Below are 17,411 nucleotides of genomic sequence, written 5' to 3'. Positions count from 1 at the left end.
GTTCAGAAAAGTCGGGGCGGGCCGCAGGGTCACAGGTGGCGCTGCTCGATGGTGTCCATCTGCATCTCGAAGCTGAAGAAGCGGTTGCGGCCCTGCGCCTTGGCCGCGTACAGAGCTTCGTCGGCGCGCATCAGCATGCTCTCGGCGCTGGTGGTGCCATCGGGCACGCAGGTGGTGATGCCGCCCGAGAGCGTGAGCATCTCGCCGCCGGGTGAATCGGGGTGGGCGATGGCGTGGCCGGCCAGCAGCCGGCCCAGGGCGCGCGCGAATGTCATGGCGCCCGAGCGCGGTGTGTTGGGCAGGATCAGCGCGAACTCCTCGCCGCCGTAACGTGCGGCCACATCGCGCGGGCGCACGCAGACCTCGTGCAGCACGCGGCTGACGGCCTTCAGGCATTCGTCGCCCTGCACATGGCCCAGCGTGTCGTTGTAGCGTTTGAAGTGGTCCAGGTCGCACAACATCAGCGTCAGCGGCGTGCCGTCGCGGCGCGCGGCCAGGATCTCGCTGTGCAGGATGCGGTCGAAGCCGCGCCGGTTGACCAGGCCCGTCAAGGGGTCCAGTTCCACCATCTCGTTGAGCCGCTGGTTGGCCAGGTGCAGCTCCTCGGTCAGCTGCACCAGGCGCCGGCGCATGTCGCGCAGGCGGCGCATGGCGCGCAGCTTGGCCGCCAGCACGATGGGCCGGACGGGCTTGACCAGGTAATCGTCGCCGCCGGCCTCGATGCCGCGCCATACGTCCACCTCGCCATCCAGGCCCGACAGGAAGATGATGGGCGTCCAGCCGCCGGGCTCGGCCTCGCGCATGCGCTGGGCCACCCAGTAGCCGTCCTCGCTGCCGGGCAGGCGGATGTCCAGCAGCACCAGGTCGGGGCGGCGCAGGCGAAACAGCTGCAGCGCGGCGTCCGCGTCGGCAGCCTGCAGCACCTCGGTGGCGCCTGCGCGCTGCAGCTCGCTGCACAGCTGGGCGCGCAGCGATGCCTGGTCTTCCACCACCAGCACGCAAAACGGCTCGTGCTCGGGCGCAACGCTCGCAACAGTGGAGCCCATGGCCTGCGGCGGGGCTCGCTCAGTGCTCGCGGCGCAGGGCCGGGAACAGGATCACGTCGCGGATGCTGGGGCTGTCGGTGAGCAGCATCATCAGCCGGTCGATGCCGATGCCGCAGCCGCCGGTGGGCGGCAGGCCGTATTCCAGCGCGCGCACAAAGTCATGGTCGAAGAACATGGCCTCGTCGTCGCCGCTGTCCTTGGCGGCCACCTGGGCGGAAAAGCGCGCGACCTGGTCCTCGGCGTCGTTCAGCTCGGAGAAACCGTTGCCGAACTCGCGGCCGGTGATGTACAGCTCGAAGCGCTCGGTCACCTCGGGACGGGCGTCGTTGGCGCGTGCCAGCGGGCTGATCTCGGTGGGGTGCTCCATGATGAAGGTCGGCTGCCACAGCTTGTCCTCCACCGTCTCCTCGAAGTACAGCACCTGCAGGCTGGCCAGCGAGCGGGTGGACAGGCGGTCCTTTTCTTCCGTCATGCCCAGCTTCTTGAGAGCGCTGACCAGCCAGGCGGCATCGTCCACGTGGGCGCCGGCTTCGGTGTACTGGTAGATGGCCTCGCGGATGGTCAGGCGGGCGAAGGGCTGCGACAGGTCCACGGCGCGACCGCCGTAGGTCAGCTGCAAACTGCCCGTGGCCTTCAGCGCGGCATCGCGCACCAGGGCCTCGGTGAAGTCCATCAGGTCCAGGTAGTTCCAGTACGCCGCGTAGAACTCCATCATCGTGAACTCGGGGTTATGGCGCACCGAGATGCCTTCGTTGCGGAAGTTGCGGTTGATCTCGAAAACCCGCTCGAAGCCGCCCACCACCAGGCGCTTCAGGTACAGCTCGGGCGCGATGCGCAGGAACATCTCCTGGTCCAGCGCGTTGTGGTGCGTGACGAAGGGCCGGGCGTTGGCGCCGCCGGGGATGGGGTGCAGCATGGGCGTCTCCACCTCCAGAAAGCCGTGCTCCACCATGAAGGCGCGCAGGCCGCTGATGGCCTTGCTGCGCGCCACGAAGCGCCGGCGCGCGGCCTCGTCGGTCATCAGGTCGACGTAGCGCTGGCGGTACTTGACCTCCTGGTCGGCCACGCCGTGGAACTTGTCGGGCATGGGGCGCAGATTCTTGGTCAGCAGGCGCACGCGCGTCACCTTGATCGAGAGCTCGCCCGTCTTGGTCTTCATCAAGGTGCCCTCGGCACCCAGGATATCGCCCAGGTCCCAGCGCTTGAAGTCGGCGTAGGCCTCCTCGCCCACGGCGTCGCGCGTCACGTACAGCTGAATGCGTCCGCCGGTGTCGCCCAGCGAGCCGTCTTGCAGCGTGGCGAAGCTGGCCTTGCCCATCACGCGCTTGAGCATCATGCGGCCGGCCACACTCACACTGATGGCCTGGGCCTCCAGCGCATCGCCCTCCTGCCCGCCATGCGCGGCCTGCAGGTCGGCGGCGTGGTGGGCGGGCTTGAAGTCATTGGGAAAGGCCACGCCTTCGCCGCGCCCCTGGCGCTCGCGCAGCTCCCGCAGTTTCTCGCGGCGCTCGGCGATGAGCTGGTTTTCATCCACGGGCGGGTTGGCGGGGGTGGGCTGGTCGGAAGACATAGACAGAAAAAAGGCGAAAGAACGCAGGGGGAAGAGGGGGAGGGCGGCGGGGCGCTGGCCCGGCCGCCCGGCGCGGTGCGCGCTTTGGGACAATCGCCGGATTTTAGGCCCTGCCCGCGCGGCGGGCCCCACAGCGCAGCCAACCCATCATGAAGATCACCATCGTCGGCGCGGGCTATGTGGGCCTGGTCTCCAGCGCCTGCTTCGCGGAACTGGGCAACCATGTGCTTTGCGTGGAGCGCAATAGCGCGCGCGTGGCGCAGCTGCAGGCCGGTGAGGTGCCGCTTTACGAGCCCGGCCTGCAGGAGCTGGTGGCGCGCAACCGGGCTGCCGGGCGGCTGGCCTTCGCCACCGACTTGGCGCAGGGCGTGCGCCATGCCGAGGTGCTGTTCATCGCCGTGGGCACACCCATGGCGCCGGACGGCAGCGCCGACCTGTCGCAGGTGATGGAGGTGGCGCACGCCGTGGGCCGGCACCTGTCGCGCTTTTTGGTGGTGGCCAACAAGTCCACCGTGCCGGTGGGCACGGCGCAGCGGGTGCATGACGCCATCGCCCAGGAATTGGCCGCGCGCCGGCTGGCACGGGTGCCGGCGTTCGCCGTGGCCTCCAACCCCGAATTCCTCAAGGAAGGCGCGGCAGTGGACGACTTCATGCGCCCGGACCGCGTCGTCATCGGCGTGCCCGAGGGCCGCGGCGGCGAGCGCGCGGCCGACGTGCTGCGCCGTGCCTACGCGCCCTTCAACCGCAACCACGAGCGCATGGTGGTGATGGACGTGAAGAGCGCCGAGCTGGCTAAGTACGCCGCCAACGCTCTGCTGGCCACCAAGATCAGCTTCATGAACGACATGGCGGCGCTGGCCGACGCCGTGGGCGCCGACATCGAACAGGTGCGCCGCGGCATCGGCTCGGACCGGCGCATCGGCTATGACTTCATCTATGCCGGCCTGGGCTACGGCGGCTCGTGTTTCCCAAAGGACGTAGCCGCCCTGTGCCACACGGCGCGCGCCGCCGGCCAGCGCCTGCGCGTGGTCGAGGCCGTGCAGGCCGTCAACGCCGACCAGGCCGAGCGCTTCGTGCAGCGCGTGCTGCAGCACTTCGGCGGCTCGCTGGCCGGCCGGGTGATCGCGCTGTGGGGCCTGACCTTCAAGCCAGGCACCGACGACGTGCGCGAGGCGCCCAGCCGCACTGTGGTGCGCCGGCTGGTGGCCGCCGGCGCACGGGTGCAGGCGCACGACCCGCTGGTGCATTCGCTGGAGCAATTGATGGCCGGTGACCCGCCCGCCCGGTGCGCGCGGCTGGCACCCCGCGTGGCCTTTTGCGACGGCCCGCTGCAGGCGGCCCAGGGGGCGGATGCGCTGGTGATCGCCACCGAATGGAAGATCTACCGCAGCCCTGACTTTGCTGCCCTGCGCCGGGCGCTGCGCGCGCCGGTCATCTTCGACGGGCGCAACCTGTTCGACCCGGCCGAGCTCAAGCGCCAGGGCTTTGTCTACCAGGGCGTGGGGCGCGGCCAGCGGTGAAAAGCCTGGGCCAGGGTGTGCGCGCCGCCGTCGCCTTCACGCTGGCGCAGCACGGCGCCTTCTTTGCCTCGGCCTGGCTGCTGTCGACCTGGCTGGGTGCCCAGCCCTTCGGCGCCTGGAGCCAGGCGCTGGCCCTGGCCAGCGTGGCGGCGGCGCTGGCCCCGCTGCGGCTGGAATACGCCGGCCAGTTGCATGCGCGCGAGCGCCGCGCCCTGCGCCTGTTCACCAGCGCACGGCGGATGGCCTGGACGGCGGCGCTGGCTGTCGCCGTGCTGGCATTGGCAGCACTGGCCGGTGGCGCGCCGCACTGGCTGGCGGCCGGCGCGCTGGCCGTGGGACCGCTGGCGCTGCTGCAGATCCGCGCCACCGAGCAGGCCCGCGCACACCGCCTGGCCAGCGCCGCGGCCGCGCGGGCGCTGCCCGCCCTGCTGATGGTGCCGCTGCAGCTGCTGGCCTGCGCGCTGGAGCGGCCGGCCGCCGCCGCGTGGAGCGTGCCGGCCGCGGCCTGGCTGGCCTGGGCGCTGCTGCGGGGCGCGCGGGCGTCGGTGCCTGCATGGGACCGCCGCCTGCTGCGCGCCCACTGGCGCTTTGCCCGGGCGGAATGGACGGGCCTGGCCCTCAACACCGTGGCCAACCACGGCCAGGTGCTGGCCGTGGGCGCGGTGGGCGGCGACGCGGCGGCCGGCGCCATCGCCCTGGGCCTGCGCGCAGCCATGCTGCCCACCAGCCTGCTGGGTCTGGCCTGGGCGGACGACCTGCGCGCGCGCGTGGTGGCCGGCGCCGCGCGCGCGGCCGTGGTGGCGGCGCTGATGCGCATGGCGCTGCTGTCGCTGCCGGTGCACGCGGCGCTAATGGCGCTGGCGCCGGCCGTGGTGCCGTGGCTTTTTGCCGCCCAGGGGCAGGAGCTGGTGTGGGTGGTGGTGGCGCTGGCGCCCCTGGGCGCCGTGCGGCTGGTGGCCAGCCCGGTGGCCTTCCTGCCGGCCTGGCGCGGCTGGCTGGGCACCAGCGTGTTGCTGCAGGCTTTGCTGTGCGCCGCGGCGCTGGGCGCGGCCGTGGCGGGCTATTGGTGGGGCGGCGTGGTGGGCGTGGCGGTGCTGTACGCGGCGGCTGCCTCGCTGGTCTACGCGGCGTACATTGCGCTGGCGCTGCGGGCCGTGCGGCCGGCTGCGTAGAATGGTCGTGGCTTATCAAAATTGATAGCTGCTAGCGCTTGATGGGCGGGCGCTGGAGGCTGATTTGGTTTTAATTTTCTTGCAAGGGCAACGCATGGGCAGGCAGGGCAGGGTGGGCGCGCAGCGCGAGGCGGCACTGGCTCGCGGCCACTACGTGGGCGACGCCAACTTCACGCCCGAGCACCTGCACTCCATGTCCTTCCAGGTGCTGCAGCTGCACGCCATGCGCCCGCGCCGGGTGCTGGAGGTGGGCGTGGGCAATGGCTTCGTTTCCACCTTCCTGCGCCAGGCCGGCATCGAGGTGGTGACGGCCGACATCAATCCTGGCCTAGGCGCCGACCTGTGCGCGCCGCTGGACCAGCTGCCGGCGCTGCTGGCGGGCGAGTCGTTCGACGTGGTCTCGTGCTGCGAAGTGCTGGAGCACATCCCCTTCGAGCAATTCGGCGCGCAGCTGGATGCACTGCGTGCGCTGGCGCCGCGGGCCTTCATCTCGCTGCCGGGGCACTTCCCCTGGCTGGGGCTGGCCGGGCGGCTGGGCATCCACAACCGCTTCATCAACGTGGCGCTGGGCTTGCGCATCCCGTGCCGGCGGCGGCTGACCGACGGGCACTACTGGGAGATCGCATCGCACTGGCGCACGCGCCGCAGCGCCCTGGAGGCCGCCATGCGCGAGCGCTGGGGCGCCGTGGACAGCGGGGTTTTTCCCCTGCACCGCTACCACTACTACTTCCGCTGCGGCGGCGGCGCGCCGGCATGAGCGCCGCGCCGGGCCGTCCCAAGCAAGCGTGCGCCGCACTGCGGAGCACGGAGGTCGCCCAATGACCGTTGCGCCCCTCGCCGCCGGCGGCGGCACGCCGCAGCTGGTCACCGTCATCGCCCCCTGCCGCAACGAGCAGGCGCACATCCTGGCGTTTTGCGCCAGCGTGGCCCGCCAGCAGCTGCCGCACGGCTGGCACATGGAAGTGCTGATCGCCGACGGCGGCAGCGACGACGGCACACGCGATCTGCTGCAGCGCTGGTGCGACCAGGACACGCGCTTTCGCTGGCTGGACAACCCGGGGCGCATCGTCTCCACAGGGCTGAACCGCTGCCTCGCCGCCGCGCGAGGCGCCGTGATTGCCCGGCTGGACATCCACAGCGAATACGCCCCCGACTACCTGGCCCAGTGCATCGCCGTGCTGCAGCAGACCGACGCCGATAACGTGGGTGGACCCTGGCGCGCCCAGGGCGCCACCCCCATGCAACGCGCCGTAGCCGCGGCCTTTCAGTCGCCCTGGGTGGCCGGCGGCGCACGCTCGCGCGACCTCGGATACGAGGGCGAAGTGGACACCGTCTACCTGGGCTGCTGGCCGCGCGCCACCTTCCAGCGCGTGGGCGGCTTCGATGAGCAACTGGTGCGCAACCAGGACGACGAGCACAACCTGCGCCTGCGTCGCGCTGGCGGCCGCATCTGGCAGAGCCCGCGCATCCGCAGCACCTACCATCCGCGCGCGCGCCTGGGCCAGGTCTTTCGCCAGTACCAGCAGTACGGCTACTGGAAGCCCTTCGTCATCGCCAAGCACGGCCAGGCCGCCGCATGGCGCCACCTGGTGCCCGCCGCCTTCGTGCTGGCGCTGATGGCGGGCGCCGGCCTGGCCCTGGCCTGGAGCACCATGCCCCTGGCCGCGCTGTTGCTGGCCTACGGCCTGCTGCTGGCCCTGGCCGTCGCCGGCATGCGCGTTGGGCCGGGCGTGGCCGCGCGCGCGGTGGCGGTCATCGCGGCCTACCACCTGGGCTACGGCTGGGGCTCGCTGCGCGGCTGGTGGGATTGGTGGCGCCACCGCGCGCCGCAGCCGCGCTGGGGAGCGCTGACGCGATGAGCCAGGACGAGTCCGGCCGCGTGCGCCAGCGCTACGCAAGGCGTGATGTGGCCCTGGATGCACGGCGCTACGCCCTGACCGATGCCTACGCCCTGGCTGCCTGGCAGGAGCGCCAGCGCGCCATGGTGCGCCTGCTGGCCGGGCGCCGCCTGGCGGACCTGTCGGTGCTGGAGGTGGGCTGCGGCAGCGGTGGCAATTTGCAGGACCTGATCCGCCTGGGCGCCACGCCCGCGCTGCTGCAGGGCCTGGAGCTGCAGGCCGAGCGGGCCGCACAGGCGCGCGCCGTGCTGCCCGCCGCCTGCCGCATCCATACCGCCGACGCCCTGCAGGCCGACCTGCCCGAGGCCAGCCAGGACCTGGTGCTGCTGTTCACCGTGTTCTCGTCCCTGTTGTCGGACGCGGCCCAGCAGGCGCTGGCCGCGCGCGCCTGGCACTGGTTGCGCCCGGGCGGGGCGGTGCTGTGGCACGATTTCACCGTGGGCAACCCGCGCAACCCCGACGTGCGCGGCGTGCCGCTGGCCCGCGTGCGCGCGCTGTTCCCCCAGGGCCGCATGCAGGTGCGCCGCGTCACGCTGGCGCCACCGGTGGGGCGCATGCTGTGCCGCGCCCATCCCGGCCTGTATGCCTGGGCCAACGCGCTGCCCTGGCTGCGCACCCACGTGCTGTGCCTGATCGAGAAACCCTGACCCGCCATGCCATCGACCGACTCTTTCGTGCCCTTCGCCCTGCCCGACATCGGCCCGCAGGAAGAAGCCGAGGTGCTGGATACCCTGCGCTCGGGCTGGCTGACCACCGGCCCCAAGGCGGCGCGTTTCGAGAAGGCCTTTGCCGATTTACTGGGCGCGCCGGGCCTGCACCTGCTGGCGGTGAATTCCGCCACCGCCGGCCTGCACCTGGCGCTGGATGCGCTGGGCATCGGCCCGGGCGATGAGGTCATCACCACCACCCACACCTTCACCGCGACGGCCGAGGTCATACGCTATATGGGCGCGCAGCCGGTGCTGGTGGACATCGAGCCTGGCAGCCTGTGCATGGACCCGGCACAGGTGGCGGCGCGCATCACGCCGCGCACGCGCGCCCTGATCGTCGTGCACTTCGGCGGGCGCAGCGCCGACATGACGGCCCTGCTGGCGCTGGCGCGCACGCATGATTTACGCGTGGTGGAGGACGCGGCCCATGCGCTGCCGGCCACGCACGCCGGGCAGCTGGTCGGCACCCTGGGCAGCGACGCCACCGTCTTCAGCTTTTATGCCAACAAGACCATGACCACGGGCGAAGGCGGCATGCTCGTGCTGCGTGACGAGGCACACGCCCGGCGTGCCCGCGCCATGCGGCTGCACGGCATCGACCGCGACGCCTTCGCCCGCTTCAACACCGCCGTGCCCGCGTGGCGCTACGACGTGGTGGCGCCGGGCTTCAAGTACAACCTGACGGACATCGCCGCCGCCATCGGCCTGGCGCAGCTGCCCCGTTTGCGCGCCATGCAGCAGCGCCGCGCCGAGATCGCCGCCGCCTACCGCGAGGCGCTGGCCGGCTTGCCGCTGGCGCTGCCGCCCCTGCCGGCGCCGGGCGATGTGCACGCCTGGCATCTTTTCCCCGTGCAGGTGCAGGGCATGGCGCGCGACGCTTTCATCGACGCCATGTTCGCCCAGGGCATCGGTATGAGCGTGCACTACGTGCCGCTGCACCAGCTGAGCTACTGGCGCCAGTCCTGCGGCCTGGATGCGGGCGACTTTCCCGTCAGCCAGGGTGTGTACGAGCGCACGGCCTCGCTGCCGATCTACAGCCGCATGGACGACGCCACGGTGCAGCGCGTGATCGCGGCCGTGCGCCGCGTACTGCCGGGCGCATGAAGCGGGCGCTGGACGTGGCCGTGTCGCTGCTGGCGCTGGCCCTGCTGTGGCCGCTCTTGCTGGCGCTGGCGCTGGCCGTGCGGCTGGATTCGCCCGGGCCGGCGCTGTTTCGCCAGGAGCGTGTGGGACTGCGGGGACAGCCGTTTCGCATCCACAAGTTCCGCACCATGCGTGCGGCAGGCGAGGGCGGGCCGCTGGTCACCGCCGCCAGCGACGCGCGCATCACCCGCCTGGGCCGCGTGCTGCGCCGGCACAAGCTGGACGAGCTGCCGCAACTGCTGGATGTTCTGCGCGGCCGCATGAGCCTGGTGGGCCCGCGCCCGGAGGTGGCGCGCTACATGGACCTGTACCCGGCCGAGGCGCGCAGCATCATCCTGTCCGTCCGCCCGGGCCTGACCGACCCGGCCAGCATCGCCTTCCGCCACGAGGAGGAGCTGTTGGCCGCCTCGCCCGAGCCCGAGCGCACCTATATCGACACCATCATGCCTCTCAAGCAGCGCTACTACCTGGACTACGTGCGCACGCAAAGCCTGCGTGGCGACCTGGCCATCCTGCTGCGCACCGCCGCAGCGTTGCTGGGCGGGGTGCGCGCATGAGCACCCCCATGCGCTGGAGCCGCGGCGTGCTGCTGTTTGCGCTGGCCGACCTGGCCATGGTGGCGCTGGCCTGGTGGGCGGCGTTCTGGCTGCGCTTCAACTTCGAGATGCCGCAGGAATACCTGTCGCTGGCGTTCAGGACCATGCCCTGGGGCGTGCTGTGCATGGCGCTGGGCCTGGGCCTGGCGCAGGTGCAGCGCCAGGCCTGGCGCTACGTGGGGCTGGCCGACCTGCGCCACCTGGCCTGGGGCGTGCTGCTGGGCACGCTGGCGGCCACGGCCAGCATCATGGCGCTGCGCTACGAGGGTTTTGCGCGCTCGGTACTGCCGCTGTTCGGCGTGCTGACCCTGGTGCTGCTGGCCGGCAGCCGCGCCGCCTGGCGCACGCTGGCCGAGCGGCACGCCCTGCGCCAGCGCCCGCCCGGGCACACGCCGCTGCTCATCGTGGGCACGCTGGAGGAGGCCGACCAGGCGCTGCGCACCCTCAAGGGCGTGCCCGGCTGGCACGTGGCGGGCATCGTCTCGCCGCGCGGCGAGGACGCGGGGCGCAGCCTGCAGAACGTGGCCGTGGTCGGCGGCAGCGACGCCCTGGGCAGTGTGGCCGAGGCGCTGGGTGTGCGCTCGGTGCTGGTGGCCAGCCCGCCGGGCTCGGCCCTGCGGCGCGAAGTGCTGCTGCGCTGGTCGGGCACGGGACTGAACGTGCTGTCCATGCCGGTGGCCGACCACTGGCTGAGCGCCTCCACGACCGACCTGCGCCAGGTGCAGCTGGAGGATCTGTTGGGCCGCGCGCCCGTGGTGCTGGACGCGCGCGACCTGGCCGAGTGGCTGTCCGGACAGACGGTGCTGGTCAGCGGCGCCGGCGGCTCCATTGGCGCCGAGCTGTGCCGCCAGGTGGCACGGCTGGGGGTGGCGCGGCTGGTGTGCGTGGATGCGTCCGAAGCCGCGATCTACGAGCTGGCTCAGGAGTTGCGCGCCGTGCACCCGCACCTGCAGGGGCACTACTACACAGCCAACGTGCGCGAACCGGATCGCATGGCGGCGATCGCCAGCAGGCACCGACCCGCCGTGGTATTTCATGCGGCGGCCTATAAACACGTGCCACTGATGGAGGAGCTCAACGAGATCGAGGCCCTGCACACCAACGTGCTGGGCACGCTCCACCTGGCCCGGGCGGCCGGCGAGTGCGGGGCCGCTCGGTTCGTACTGGTCTCCACCGACAAGGCCGTGAACCCGACCAACGTGATGGGCGCGAGCAAACGCCTGGCCGAGCGGGTGGTGCAGGCCGTGGCCGCGCAGCACCCGGGTACGCAGTATGTGGCCGTGCGCTTCGGCAACGTGCTGGGCTCCAGTGGCTCGGTGGTGCCGTTGTTCTCGGCGCAGATCGCGCGCGGCGGGCCGGTCACCGTCACGCACCCGGAGATCGTGCGCTATTTCATGACCATCCCCGAGGCGGCGCAACTGGTGGTGCAGGCGGGCTGGATGGGCCGCTCGGGCCAGATCTACGTGCTGGACATGGGCGAACCGGTGCGCATCGTGGAGCTGGCGCGCCTGCTGATCCGCCTGTCGGGCAAGACCGAGGCCGAGGTGCCCATCGCCTTCACCGGCCTGCGCCCGGGCGAGAAGCTGTTCGAGGAATGGCTGGCCAACGGCGAGACCACTGAGCCCACCGCCCACCCGCGCCTGCGCATGGTGCGGGAGGGCGGGCTGCCGCTGCTGGCCGATCTGCAGGCGCTGGAGCACTGGGTGCACGGCCTGGGCCCGGCGCCCGAGCCGCAGGAGCTGCGCCAGGGTCTGCGTGAGCGGGTGCCGGAGTACACGCCCCGTTACTAGGCACGGCTTCTCTCAGCGCGTGATGCCCGTGCGCTCCAGCACGTCGCTCACCAGCTCCAGCCGCATCAACGGATTGTCCAGCGCCATCAGTTGCTGGCGCAGTGCCAGCGGCAGCGGCAGCAGTTCGCACCAGCGGTTGGCGACCCAGCCGCAGTCCTGCAGCAGCTCCGCCTCCTGCGCGTCAGGCGCCGGCAGCGTGCCGCGTTCGCGCAGCGAGGCCAGGGCCTGGGCCAGCGCGGCGGCGGCGTGCTGCAGGTCCTGCGGCACGGCCACCGGGACGTCATCGGGCAGCTGCTCCACGTCGGCCACCCACAGGCCGTGCGGCAGCCGGCTGCGCCGCGTGATGCGAAAGCGTTGCGCGCCCCGGCAGCGCAGGGTAATCAGCCCAGGCTGGGGGCTGTCCAGCTGCTCGATGGCGGCCAGCGTGCCCACGTCGTGCAGCTGCTCGGCCGGCGCGCCGGCGCGGCGCACCTCGCTGCCGTCGGCCAGCGCCACCACGCCAAAGGGCGCGCCAGCGGCCTGGCACTTGCGCACCATGTCCAGGTAGCGCACCTCGAACACGCGCAGCTGTAGCGAGCCACCAGGAAACAGCACCGTGGACAGCGGAAACAGCGGCAGGGAAGTCAGGGTCAGGGCTTGGGACATGGGCAAAGAGACGCGCGGCGGTGCCTGGCTATCATCCCACGGCACGGTTCCTTTTCGCGCCCACATCCATCCATGCTGCTTCAAATCCTCACCTACCTCCTCGACGTGGCCACCGGCCTGCTGGCGGGCGCTTGCCTGCTGCGCCTGTACATGCAGCTGCAACGCGTCCCCTTCGGCAACCCCCTCGGGCGGCTGGTGTTCGCGCTGACGGACTGGCTGGTGCTGCCGCTGCGCAAGGCCGTGCCGGCCGCCGGCCGCTGGGACCTGGCCAGCCTGGCCGGCGCCCTGCTGCTCAAGCTGTGCCAGTACCTGCTGCTGGGTTTGATGCTGGGCGGCGCAGGCCTGGCCTGGGCGCCGGTCATGGCGCTGTTCGGCACTGCACACGTGGCCGTCATGGGGCTCATGGTGCTGGTCATCGTTTACGCCATCCTGTCGTGGGTGCAGACCCGCTCGCCCATCGCCGACGTGGTGGCGCGTCTGTGCGAGCCGCTGCTGGCCCCGGTGCGCCGCGTGGTACCGCTGCTGGGCGGGGTGGACCTGTCGCCGCTGGTGGTGCTGGTGCTGCTGCAGGTGGTGATGATCGTGCTGGCGAACCTGCAGGCGGGGGTGATGCTGTGAGGCTCCGGGTTTTTCGAGTAAAAATGGCCTCCAATGCCCGTCAGATAAGCGCTGGGAGCTATTGTTTTTGATGTCCTAAGAACTGCTCGGAAGAGGTTCATGGGCCCAAAAAAAGACCGCCGGGCAGGCGGTCTTTTTTGCTGTTGCAGGCGCCCGATCAGGCCACGGCGTCGGCCGGCAGGCGCTGCAGCATGGCCAGACTGCGGGCCACGGTGTCGCGCAGTTCGCGGCGGTCCACGATGCAGTCGACGGCGCCCTTGGCCTGCAGGAATTCGGCGCGCTGGAAGCCCTCGGGCAGTGTCACGCGCACGGTGGATTCGATCACGCGCGGGCCGGCAAAGCCGATCAGGGCCTTGGGCTCGGCGATCACGATGTCGCCCATGAAGGCAAAGCCGGCGGAGACGCCGCCCATGGTCGGGTCGGTCAGCACGCTGATGTAGGGCAGGCCCTTCTTGGCCAGGCGGGTCAGGGCGGCGTTGGTCTTGGCCATCTGCATCAGCGACAGCAGGCCTTCCTGCATACGCGCGCCGCCGGTGGCGGTGAAGCAGATGAAGGGCACCTTCTGCTCGATGGCCGTCTCGACGCCGCGCACGAAGCGCTCGCCCACCACGCTGCCCATGGAGCCGCCCATGAAGTCGAACTCGAAGCAGGCGGCGACCACGTTGATGCTCTTCACGGCGCCGCCCATGACCACCAGCGCGTCGGTCTCGCCGGTGTTCTCCAGCGCTTCCTTCAGGCGTTCGGGGTACTTGCGGCTGTCCTTGAACTTCAGGGCGTCGACGGGCAGCACTTCCTGCCCGATCTCGTAGCGGCCCTCGCCGTCCAGGAAGGCGTTGAGCCGCGCGCGCGCGCCGATACGGTGGTGGTGGCCGCACTGCGGGCAGACGTTCTGGTTGGCCTCCAGGTCGTTCTTGTAGAGCACCGTCTCGCAGCTGGGGCACTTGATCCACAGCCCTTCGGGCATCTGCCGGCGCTCGGCCGGGTCGGTCTGCTGGATCTTGGAGGGCAGGAGTTTTTCAAGCCAGGACATAGGGATTCCTTGTGGGGCGGAAATTATGCGTCCAGCGCCTTGCGGATCGAGCGCAGGAAGTCCACGGTGATACCGACCACCTTCTCGTGCGGCTGATCCTCGATGAGCTGGATGAGGCGGCTGCCGATGACCACCGCGTCGGCCACGCGGCCGATGGCCTGGGCCGTGGCCGCGTCGCGGATGCCAAAGCCCACGCCGACGGGGATTTTCACGTGCTGGCGGATGCGCGGCAGCATGGCCTGGACGGCGGCGGTGTCCAGCGCGCCCGAGCCCGTCACGCCCTTGAGCGACACGTAGTACACGTAGCCGCTGGCTACGCGCGCCACTTCCTGTATGCGCTCGTCGGTGCTGGTGGGAGCCAGCAGGAAGATCAGGTCAATGCCGTGCGAGCGCAGCTCAGAGGCGAACTGCTCGCATTCCTCGGGTGGGTAGTCCACGATCAGCAGCCCGTCCACGCCGGCCTCGGCGGCGTCGCGGGCGAACGCGCCCTTGCCGCGCTGCTGCTCGTAGCGCTCGACCGGGTTGGCGTAGCCCATCAGCACCACGGGCGTGGTCTGGTTGCGCTGGCGGAAGCTGCGCACCATGTCCAGCACCTGCGCCATGCCGACACCCATGGCCAGCGCCTTTTCGCCCGCTTTCTGGATTACCGGGCCGTCGGCCATGGGATCGGAGAAGGGGACGCCCAGCTCGATCACGTCCACGCCGGCTTCGACCATGCCGTGCATGAGGGCGGGGGTGATGTCGGCGAACGGGAAGCCGGCCGTCACGTAGGGGATGAGGGCCTTGCGGCCGGCCGCCTGCAGGGCAGCGAAGGTGGCCTGGATGCGGCTCATTCCTTGGCCCCCTTCACGGCGAGGCCGCGCATGCTGGGGCGGTCGTAGAAGTCGGCGCCCGACAGGTCGGCCACGGTGCCGATGTCCTTGTCGCCGCGGCCGGACAGGTTGACCAGGATGGACTGCTCGGGCTTCATGGTCGGCGCCAGCTTCATGGCGTAGGCGAAGGCGTGGCTCGACTCCAGCGCCGGGATGATGCCCTCGGTGCGACACAGGTGATGGAAGGCGGCCAGCGCCTCGGTGTCGGTGATGCCGACGTATTCGGCGCGCTTGATCTCCTGCAGCCAGGCGTGCTCGGGGCCCACACCGGGGTAGTCCAGGCCGGCGCTGATGCTGTGCGTCTCGGTGATCTGGCCGTTCTCGTCCTGCAGGATGTACGTGCGGTTGCCGTGCAGCACGCCTGAGGAGCCGCGCTGCAGGCTGGCCGAGTGCTTGCCGCTGTCCAGGCCTTCGCCCGCGGCCTCCACGCCGATCAGGCGCGTGCCGGCGTAGCCAATGTAGGGGTGGAAGATGCCCATGGCGTTGCTGCCGCCGCCCACGCAGGCGACCACCACGTCGGGCTGCTCGGCTGCGATGCCTTGGCTTGCCAGCATGGCGGGCATCTGCGCCAGGCATTCCTGACCGATCACGCTCTGGAAGTCGCGCACCATCATGGGGTAGGGGTGCGGGCCGGCCACGGTGCCGATGATGTAGAAGGTGTGGTCCACGTTGGCCACCCAGTCGCGCATGGCCTCGTTCAGTGCGTCCTTGAGCGTGCGGCTGCCGGATTCGACCGGCACCACGGTGGCGCCCAGCAGCTTCATGCGATAGACGTTGGGGCTTTGGCGCTTGACGTCCTCGGCGCCCATGTAGACCACGCATTCCAGGCCGTAGCGGGCGCAGATGGTGGCCGTGGCCACGCCGTGCTGGCCGGCGCCGGTCTCGGCGATGATGCGCGGCTTGCCCATGCGCTTGGCGAGCATGGCCTGGCCGATCACGTTGTTGATCTTGTGCGCGCCGGTGTGGTTGAGATCCTCGCGCTTGAGGTAGATCTGCGCTCCACCCAGCTCGCGGCTGGTGCGCGCGGCGTGGTAGACCGGGGAGGGCCGGCCCACGAAGTGCGCCAGCTCGTAGCGGAATTCCGCCTGGAACTCGGGGTCGTTCTGGTAGCGCGCGTAGGCGTCGCGCAGCTCTTGAATGGCGTGCGTCAGCGTCTCGCTGACGAAGCTGCCGCCATAGGGGCCGAAATGGCCCGATGCATCGGGTTGCTGGTAGTCGGACATTTATGAAGAAAGAATGGCAGGTGCCGCATCGGCCGCCCGCACGGCGGCGATGAAGCGTTGGATCTTGCCGGCGTCCTTGATGCCCTTTAGGGCCAGGCCATCGGGGCCTGTGGCTTCTACGCCGGAGCTGACGTCAACCGCGAGCGTCTTGCACCGCGGCCGCACCTGCGCAATGCCATCGGTCACGTTTGCAGGCGTGAGTCCACCAGACAAAACGAGGTGAGAGTCGGCGCTTGTTGGAAGAAGTGACCAATGGAATGCCTTGCCGCCACCGCCATAGCCCTCGACCAGGGCGTCGAGCAGGATGGCGCGGGCGTGGGAATATTGCCTTGCGTATTCTACGAGGGGAAAGCGCGCACCCTCGGCCCCCAGGGGTATGCGTGCGGCGCGCAGAAACGGAATGCGCCCGCCGTCGGTGGCGCGCAGGCATTCCTCGGGCGATTCATCACCATGAAATTGCACGCAAGCGCCCGCCACTCTTGCGCTGGCAGCTATTACTTCGGTAGCAGGCGCGTTGACGAACAGCAGCACCGGCGTGACGAAGGGCGGCAGCCGGGCGGCCAGCTGGGCGGCGCGTGCGGGCGTCACGGCGCGCGGGCTTTTCGCATACAGCACGAAGCCGACGGCATCGGCGCCGGCGTCCACCGCCGCATCCACGTCCTGCTCGCGCGTCAGGCCGCAGATCTTCACTCGGGTGCGCGCAGGCGCGGAAAGGAGATTGCTGCTGCTCATGGCAGCCAATCATACGCAGCGGTCCGCGTGGGCAGGCCCCAGGCTGGGTCGTACTGAGGGCCCAGGAAATACAGCCCATCGGGCGAAAAAGTCGGTGCGGCGGCATCGCGCGAGCGGGCCTGCAGCACTTCACCCATCCATTCCGGCGGCTTGAGCCCCTGGCCGACCATCACCAAGCAGCCCATGATGTTGCGAATCATGTGGTGCAGGAAGGCGCTGCCGTCGAATTCGAAGCGCCAGTAGCAGGGCACGACGCCGTGCAGTTCTTTGGCTGACTCATCGTCCAGGCTGCGGCGCGAAATGTCGATGCGGCGCAGGGTCTTGACCGGCGTATGGGCTTGGCAGGAGCTGGCGCGAAAGGAAGTGAAGTCGTGCTCGCCCAGCAAATGCTGGGCGGCCTGCTGCATCGCCGCCCCGTCCAGCGGACGAAACACCCAGCCGACGCGGCCCGCTTCCACGCTGGGCCGCACGCTGGACTGCAACAGCACGTAGGCATAACGCCGGCCGATAGCGCTGGCGCGCGCATGAAAGCTGTCGGGCACCGCTTGTGCCCATTGCACGGCGATGCCTGGCGGCAGAAAGGTATTCGTGCCGCGCACCCAGGAAAACGGCTCTCGCTTCAGTAGGGTGTCGAAGTGCACCACCTGCATCAGGCCGTGCACGCCGGCATCCGTGCGGCCGGCGCACAGGGTATGCACGGGCTGGGTGGCGAAGCGGGCCAGGGCCGCCTCCAAGTGGTCCTGCACGGTGTTGCCGCCCGGCTGGCTCTGCCAGCCGCTGTAGGCCTGGCCGTAGTAGCTCAAGCCAAGCGCCATCCTCATCGGGGCACCCTCCGGCCGGTGGCGC

The 17,411-nt window shown here is 70.5% G+C and carries 17 protein-coding genes; 9 read left to right on the top strand and 8 right to left on the bottom strand.

Annotated elements, in window-relative coordinates; all coding sequences use genetic code 11:
• Positions 1 to 29: 29 nt before the first annotated feature.
• Both RT282_RS11825 and lysS read right to left on the bottom strand, forming a co-directional pair.
• Complete coding sequence (locus tag RT282_RS11825; RefSeq protein ID WP_313314292.1) at positions 30 to 1,046, bottom strand: diguanylate cyclase domain-containing protein; 1,017 nt, start codon at positions 1,044 to 1,046, stop codon at positions 30 to 32.
• Positions 1,047 to 1,065: 19 nt separating this feature from the next.
• A complete protein-coding gene (gene lysS / locus RT282_RS11820; RefSeq protein WP_313314290.1) occupies positions 1,066 to 2,616 on the bottom strand; it encodes a lysine--tRNA ligase in 1,551 nt (516 codons plus the stop codon).
• Between the two features lie 149 nt (positions 2,617 to 2,765).
• On the opposite strand from lysS, the gene RT282_RS11815 reads away from it, so the two are divergent.
• From RT282_RS11815 to RT282_RS11780, 8 genes are all read left to right on the top strand, one after another.
• Positions 2,766 to 4,136 carry a UDP-glucose/GDP-mannose dehydrogenase family protein gene (locus RT282_RS11815; protein WP_313314288.1) on the top strand — a complete coding sequence of 457 codons (1,371 nt, stop codon included), beginning with the start codon at positions 2,766 to 2,768 and terminating at the stop codon, positions 4,134 to 4,136.
• A complete protein-coding gene (locus RT282_RS11810; protein ID WP_313314286.1) occupies positions 4,133 to 5,308 on the top strand; it encodes a hypothetical protein in 1,176 nt (391 codons plus the stop codon). Before RT282_RS11815 ends, RT282_RS11810 begins: the two co-directional genes overlap by 4 nt.
• Before the next feature lie 94 nt (positions 5,309 to 5,402).
• Positions 5,403 to 6,065, top strand: a complete 663-nt coding sequence (locus RT282_RS11805) for a methyltransferase domain-containing protein (protein ID WP_313314284.1) — start codon at positions 5,403 to 5,405, stop codon at positions 6,063 to 6,065.
• A 61-nt stretch (positions 6,066 to 6,126) separates the two neighbouring features.
• On the top strand, positions 6,127 to 7,167 hold the full coding sequence (locus tag RT282_RS11800) for a glycosyltransferase family 2 protein (RefSeq protein WP_313314282.1): 1,041 nt from the start codon (positions 6,127 to 6,129) through the stop codon (positions 7,165 to 7,167).
• Positions 7,164 to 7,853, top strand: a complete 690-nt coding sequence (locus tag RT282_RS11795; RefSeq protein WP_313314279.1) for a class I SAM-dependent methyltransferase — start codon at positions 7,164 to 7,166, stop codon at positions 7,851 to 7,853. The genes RT282_RS11800 and RT282_RS11795 overlap by 4 nt, the downstream gene beginning before the upstream one ends.
• Positions 7,854 to 7,859: 6 nt before the next feature.
• A complete protein-coding gene (locus RT282_RS11790) occupies positions 7,860 to 9,020 on the top strand; it encodes a DegT/DnrJ/EryC1/StrS family aminotransferase (protein WP_313314278.1) in 1,161 nt (386 codons plus the stop codon).
• Complete coding sequence (locus RT282_RS11785) at positions 9,017 to 9,616, top strand: sugar transferase (RefSeq protein WP_313314276.1); 600 nt, start codon at positions 9,017 to 9,019, stop codon at positions 9,614 to 9,616. The genes RT282_RS11790 and RT282_RS11785 overlap by 4 nt, the downstream gene beginning before the upstream one ends.
• A complete protein-coding gene (locus RT282_RS11780) occupies positions 9,613 to 11,445 on the top strand; it encodes a nucleoside-diphosphate sugar epimerase/dehydratase (protein WP_313314274.1) in 1,833 nt (610 codons plus the stop codon). The genes RT282_RS11785 and RT282_RS11780 overlap by 4 nt, the downstream gene beginning before the upstream one ends.
• Positions 11,446 to 11,457: 12 nt before the next feature.
• Here RT282_RS11780 and RT282_RS11775 read toward each other — a convergent pair whose 3' ends face one another.
• A complete protein-coding gene (locus RT282_RS11775) occupies positions 11,458 to 12,090 on the bottom strand; it encodes an LON peptidase substrate-binding domain-containing protein (protein WP_312303506.1) in 633 nt (210 codons plus the stop codon).
• Positions 12,091 to 12,162: 72 nt separating this feature from the next.
• Between RT282_RS11775 and RT282_RS11770 the strand changes: the two genes are divergently transcribed.
• A complete protein-coding gene (locus RT282_RS11770) occupies positions 12,163 to 12,708 on the top strand; it encodes a YggT family protein (RefSeq protein ID WP_312303501.1) in 546 nt (181 codons plus the stop codon).
• Between the two features lie 157 nt (positions 12,709 to 12,865).
• Here RT282_RS11770 and accD read toward each other — a convergent pair whose 3' ends face one another.
• Genes accD through truA form a run of 5 tightly spaced genes read right to left on the bottom strand, consistent with a single transcriptional unit; the run spans position 12,866 to position 17,386 of the window.
• Positions 12,866 to 13,738 (bottom strand): acetyl-CoA carboxylase, carboxyltransferase subunit beta, encoded by an 873-nt coding sequence (accD, locus tag RT282_RS11765; RefSeq protein WP_312303499.1) that lies wholly within the window; start codon positions 13,736 to 13,738, stop codon positions 12,866 to 12,868.
• 23 nt (positions 13,739 to 13,761) lie between these two features.
• The gene (trpA, locus tag RT282_RS11760) at positions 13,762 to 14,571 is read right to left on the bottom strand and encodes a tryptophan synthase subunit alpha (protein WP_313314271.1); all 810 of its coding nucleotides are present in this window, start codon (positions 14,569 to 14,571) and stop codon (positions 13,762 to 13,764) included.
• Positions 14,568 to 15,833 carry a tryptophan synthase subunit beta gene (trpB, locus tag RT282_RS11755; protein WP_313314269.1) on the bottom strand — a complete coding sequence of 422 codons (1,266 nt, stop codon included), beginning with the start codon at positions 15,831 to 15,833 and terminating at the stop codon, positions 14,568 to 14,570. Before trpB ends, trpA begins: the two co-directional genes overlap by 4 nt.
• The gene (locus RT282_RS11750) at positions 15,834 to 16,565 is read right to left on the bottom strand and encodes a phosphoribosylanthranilate isomerase (RefSeq protein ID WP_313314267.1); all 732 of its coding nucleotides are present in this window, start codon (positions 16,563 to 16,565) and stop codon (positions 15,834 to 15,836) included.
• Complete coding sequence (gene truA, locus RT282_RS11745) at positions 16,562 to 17,386, bottom strand: tRNA pseudouridine(38-40) synthase TruA (RefSeq protein WP_313314265.1); 825 nt, start codon at positions 17,384 to 17,386, stop codon at positions 16,562 to 16,564. Before truA ends, RT282_RS11750 begins: the two co-directional genes overlap by 4 nt.
• Between the last annotated feature and the right edge of the window lie 25 nt (positions 17,387 to 17,411).

Source organism: Pulveribacter sp. (assembly GCF_032079985.1).
Lineage (GTDB): Bacteria > Pseudomonadota > Gammaproteobacteria > Burkholderiales > Burkholderiaceae_C > Melaminivora.
The sequence above is the reverse complement of the archived record's forward strand: the minus strand, read 5'-3'. Positions and strand labels throughout refer to the sequence as shown.

What these genes read in the sequence shown, in the direction of transcription:
- lysS (WP_313314290.1), bottom strand. Translation starts at nt 2,616, where the DNA reads ATGTCTTCCGACCAGCCCACCCCCGCCAACCCGCCCGTGGATGAAAAC.
- truA (WP_313314265.1), bottom strand. Translation starts at nt 17,386, where the DNA reads ATGAGGATGGCGCTTGGCTTGAGCTACTACGGCCAGGCCTACAGCGGC.
- trpB (WP_313314269.1), bottom strand. Translation starts at nt 15,833, where the DNA reads ATGTCCGACTACCAGCAACCCGATGCATCGGGCCATTTCGGCCCCTAT.
- RT282_RS11775 (WP_312303506.1), bottom strand. Translation starts at nt 12,090, where the DNA reads ATGTCCCAAGCCCTGACCCTGACTTCCCTGCCGCTGTTTCCGCTGTCC.
- accD (WP_312303499.1), bottom strand. Translation starts at nt 13,738, where the DNA reads ATGTCCTGGCTTGAAAAACTCCTGCCCTCCAAGATCCAGCAGACCGAC.
- RT282_RS11750 (WP_313314267.1), bottom strand. Translation starts at nt 16,565, where the DNA reads ATGAGCAGCAGCAATCTCCTTTCCGCGCCTGCGCGCACCCGAGTGAAG.
- RT282_RS11825 (WP_313314292.1), bottom strand. Translation starts at nt 1,046, where the DNA reads ATGGGCTCCACTGTTGCGAGCGTTGCGCCCGAGCACGAGCCGTTTTGC.
- RT282_RS11815 (WP_313314288.1), top strand. Translation starts at nt 2,766, where the DNA reads ATGAAGATCACCATCGTCGGCGCGGGCTATGTGGGCCTGGTCTCCAGC.
- RT282_RS11800 (WP_313314282.1), top strand. Translation starts at nt 6,127, where the DNA reads ATGACCGTTGCGCCCCTCGCCGCCGGCGGCGGCACGCCGCAGCTGGTC.
- RT282_RS11805 (WP_313314284.1), top strand. Translation starts at nt 5,403, where the DNA reads ATGGGCAGGCAGGGCAGGGTGGGCGCGCAGCGCGAGGCGGCACTGGCT.
- trpA (WP_313314271.1), bottom strand. Translation starts at nt 14,571, where the DNA reads ATGAGCCGCATCCAGGCCACCTTCGCTGCCCTGCAGGCGGCCGGCCGC.
- RT282_RS11790 (WP_313314278.1), top strand. Translation starts at nt 7,860, where the DNA reads ATGCCATCGACCGACTCTTTCGTGCCCTTCGCCCTGCCCGACATCGGC.
- RT282_RS11785 (WP_313314276.1), top strand. Translation starts at nt 9,017, where the DNA reads ATGAAGCGGGCGCTGGACGTGGCCGTGTCGCTGCTGGCGCTGGCCCTG.
- RT282_RS11795 (WP_313314279.1), top strand. Translation starts at nt 7,164, where the DNA reads ATGAGCCAGGACGAGTCCGGCCGCGTGCGCCAGCGCTACGCAAGGCGT.
- RT282_RS11770 (WP_312303501.1), top strand. Translation starts at nt 12,163, where the DNA reads ATGCTGCTTCAAATCCTCACCTACCTCCTCGACGTGGCCACCGGCCTG.
- RT282_RS11780 (WP_313314274.1), top strand. Translation starts at nt 9,613, where the DNA reads ATGAGCACCCCCATGCGCTGGAGCCGCGGCGTGCTGCTGTTTGCGCTG.